The organism is Polaromonas sp., from assembly GCF_016185115.1.
Lineage (GTDB): Bacteria > Pseudomonadota > Gammaproteobacteria > Burkholderiales > Burkholderiaceae_C > Polaromonas.
Genome location: NZ_JACPOF010000028.1, coordinates 1 through 3,361 on the forward strand (window position 1 = coordinate 1; position 3,361 = coordinate 3,361).

Sequence of the window (3,361 nt, forward strand, 5' to 3'; positions counted from 1 at the left end):
CGCCAGGCCCAAATGCATACTGCCTCCCAAGCTCTTGCCATTGAGCGGCAAGCGAGCGCTCAACCTTCCTTGGCCGAACGTGTTTCGAGGCCCAAAACTCGTGCCATACTTGGCCTCATGCGGTTGAATTTCCTATCCGTGATCTGGCCTTCGGAGAAATTGTACGGCGCCTGGCTGAGCAGGAAGGTCAGCCCGGTCCAGAACACGCTAAAGCAGGCAAAGGCCAGCGCCCCATACAGCGAGCGCAAGCGCAGCGCCGGATGGTCGCGCACCAGCGTCAGCAGCGATTTCATCAAGGTGCCGTAGGCAAACGGAATCTTGCGTTGGTCCCCGGGCAATGCGCGCGCCAGTAGCGCGGTCAATAGCAGCACCACGATGGCGGCGATGAGGTAGACCATGCGCCAGCCGGCCAATTGGGCGATCAGGCCGGATACGGTGCGCGCCAGCAGAATCCCCAGCAGCAGGCCGCCCATCACGGTGCCGACCACCCGGCCGCGCTCCTTGGCATCGGCCAGGGAAGCCGCGAACGGCACCAGCAATTGGGTCGAGCAGGTAGTCACGCCGACGAACAGGCTGGCGATGGCAAACAACAGGAAGGTCGGGCTGGCGGCGACCGCAAGCAGTGCCAGCACGCTTGCCAGCAGCAGCGTGACGATCAGGATGCGGCGATTGAGCACATCGCCCAGCGGCACGATCAGGACCAGGCCGCAGGCATAGCCCAGCTGGGTGAGCGTGACCAGAAGGCCGAGGCTGGTCGGCGAGCGGCCAAAGGTGTCGGAGATGGCGGCGAGCAGCGGCTGTGCGTAATAAATGTTTCCGATGATGGTGCCGCAAGCGATGGCAAACAGCAGGGTCATCCGCGTTTCTGGGTCGGCATGTCGATCTGGTTTTAAAAGGCGGATGGGCGAGAAAAGGGCCATCGGCCGATGGCATGGCAGTCCGGAAGGACTCCCTGCGGCATCGGTCATGGCCCTGGCAAAAAGCTGTCCCGCGCAGGATGTGACTGTCGCGGGGCGAAGCGCCTCAGAACGGCTTATTGGGCAGGAATTTCCCGTCCAGCGTGATTACCGCACGCGAGCCGCCTTCCGGGTCTTCGACTTTTTTGATGTCCAGCTTGAAATTAATCGCGCTAATGATACCGTCGCCGAACTGTTCGTGCACCAGCGCCTTCAGGGTGGTGCCGTAGATCTGGACCATTTCGTAGAAGCGGTAGATGGTCGGGTCAGTCGGAATGCCGCCGGCGATACTGCCGCGCAGCGGGATGGTTTGCAGTTGCGCAACATCCGCTGCATCCAGCCCCAAGTGGGCGCAAACGATCTCGGCGGCGGCCTTCGGCAGTGCGTGCTGCCCCAGCAGCGCTGCCGTGACATAGGCAACGCTGAGCCCGGTTCCGGCAGCCAGCTGCTGCCAGGACAGGTCCTGGAGTGCCTTGGCAGCGATGACGCGCGCGGTGAGCGCAAGGCGGGGATCCTGATACACATTCGATTGTTGCATGGTGTTGTCCTTTTTCAGTGAGGAAGAGACGGTCAAGCGACCAAAGCGCCACGCTTTGACTGCGTGGCAATAGTTTGTGGAAATTCGGCGAGTGAAACGAAGCGATTGCTCTCGCCATCCAGCGCCACAATGGAACCTGTTTCGATGTCGTAGACCCAGCCGTGCAGGTTGAGCCGGCCCTGCTCCAGCGCCAGCGCCACCGAAGGATGGGTCTTGAGATTGACCAATTGGGCAATCACGTTTTCGCGCACCATCGAAGTCAGGCGCGCTGCAGCAGAGAGATGGGTGCGCGATGCATTGACTACCTTTGCCGAGTCGGCGTGGCGCAACCAGCTGGCAACGGCCGGCAAATGGTCCAGGCACTTGCAGCTGGAAATCGCCGTCATGGCGCCGCAATCCGAATGGCCGCAGACCACGATATCGGTGACGCCCAATTCCGCCACCGCGTATTCGACCGTGGCGGTAACGCCCCCGGGTTCCTGGCTGTAAGACGGCACAATGTTGCCGGCATTGCGAATCACAAAGATGTCGCCCGGATCTTGCTGGGTCAGCAATTCAGGCACGACCCGGCTATCGGAACAGGTAATAAAGAGAGCGCTTGGGCTTTGGGTGGTAGCCAGCTCCTTGAAAAGGGCAGACAGTCCCGGGAAGGCATGCTGCTGAAATTTCAAGACCCCCTCGACGATGGACTTCATGGCCTTGCTCCTTGTGTGATGAAGTAATGCTGCCATGATGGAGCGATTCAGCTATTGAGTCCAAGACCGATATACAATCAAATCCATAATAATTTCCTATAGTTGCCAAGCATGCTATTGCGCCACATACGTTACCTTCTCGCGGTGGCAGAGCACCGCAATTTCACGCGCGCCGCCGAGGCGCTGCATGTTTCGCAGCCCACGCTGTCGCAGCAGATCAGGCAGTTGGAAGAGGCGCTTGGGACGCAGTTGCTGGATAGAACCGGCCGGACCGTGCGCGCGACCGATGCCGGCGCGGCCTACATCGGCTATGCACGCAGGGCGTTGCGGGAGCTGGAAGCCGGAGAGCGTGCCGTGCATGACGTGCGCGACCTGCGGCGCGGCACTCTGCGCCTGGCAATGACGCCGACTTTTACGTCCTATCTGGTAGGGCCGCTGATCGCGGGTTTCAGCGCCCGCCATCCGGGGATCGCGCTGTGCATCAATGAAATGTCCCTGGATGCCCTCGAATTGGCTTTGGCCGACGACGCGATCGATCTCGGCATCGCCTTCAGTCCGGTGCGCTCGGCAGAGATAGAGTGCCGCCCCCTGTTTGCCGAGAAGCTCAGCATTGTGGTCGGCGTGAACCACCCGTTTGCGCAGCGTGCCGGGCCGATCACCCCGCGCGACCTGGAGCGGGAGCCGCTGGCGCTGTTATCGGCTGATTTTGCGACGCGCACCTATGTCGATGCCTATTTGTACAAGCAGGGGATTGCCCCGAAAATTCTGATTGAAGCAAATAGCATCAATGCGGTGGTTGAAATTGTCCGGCGCGGGGGCATGGCGACGATACTGCCGGATGCGATCACGCGTGAAAACGCCGGGCTCAGGAATATTGCGCTCGATCCCGCCTTGCCGCACCGCACCGTGGCCCTTCTGCGGCGCAGGGAGAGCTACCAGAGTGCGGCGGCCTTGGCCTTCGCCGGATTGATTGAAGGCATCATTGCCGATGCGGCGTTGACCTGATGCGCATGCGCTGCACCGGGTCGCTGGCCGGGGTCTCCTCGTTTTCAGTGCAATAAGTGACGGTACGCAAAGCTAGCACTGGCGCGGGGGTGGTCTGGGTAGACCGTTGATTTCATTGACTTTCCTGTTCGCTTTGTAAACGGGTATGGTGGCCTCCCACTTTTGAG

General features: G+C 60.9%; 3 protein-coding genes and 1 pseudogene. 1 reads left to right on the top strand and 3 read right to left on the bottom strand.

Features of this window, described 5'->3' with window-relative positions; translation table 11 throughout:
- Nucleotides 1–140: 140 nt before the first annotated feature.
- From HYX42_RS18815 to HYX42_RS18825, 3 genes and pseudogenes are all read right to left on the bottom strand, one after another.
- Nucleotides 141–857: pseudogene (locus HYX42_RS18815) on the bottom strand (MFS transporter); the annotation flags it as partial.
- A 166-nt stretch (nucleotides 858–1,023) separates the two neighbouring features.
- Nucleotides 1,024–1,494 carry a cyanase gene (cynS, locus tag HYX42_RS18820; RefSeq protein WP_018079680.1) on the bottom strand — a complete coding sequence of 157 codons (471 nt, stop codon included), beginning with the start codon at nucleotides 1,492–1,494 and terminating at the stop codon, nucleotides 1,024–1,026.
- Between the two features lie 32 nt (nucleotides 1,495–1,526).
- Nucleotides 1,527–2,189, bottom strand: coding sequence for a carbonic anhydrase (locus tag HYX42_RS18825; protein WP_018079681.1), 663 nt, complete (start codon nucleotides 2,187–2,189; stop codon nucleotides 1,527–1,529).
- A 111-nt stretch (nucleotides 2,190–2,300) separates the two neighbouring features.
- On the opposite strand from HYX42_RS18825, the gene cynR reads away from it, so the two are divergent.
- A complete protein-coding gene (gene cynR, locus HYX42_RS18830; RefSeq protein WP_018079686.1) occupies nucleotides 2,301–3,194 on the top strand; it encodes a transcriptional regulator CynR in 894 nt (297 codons plus the stop codon).
- Nucleotides 3,195–3,361: the final 167 nt, after the last annotated feature.

Coding starts and splice junctions, on each gene's coding strand:
- cynS (WP_018079680.1), bottom strand. CDS start 1,494: ATGCAACAATCGAATGTGTATCAGGATCCCCGCCTTGCGCTCACCGCG.
- HYX42_RS18825 (WP_018079681.1), bottom strand. CDS start 2,189: ATGAAGTCCATCGTCGAGGGGGTCTTGAAATTTCAGCAGCATGCCTTC.
- cynR (WP_018079686.1), top strand. CDS start 2,301: ATGCTATTGCGCCACATACGTTACCTTCTCGCGGTGGCAGAGCACCGC.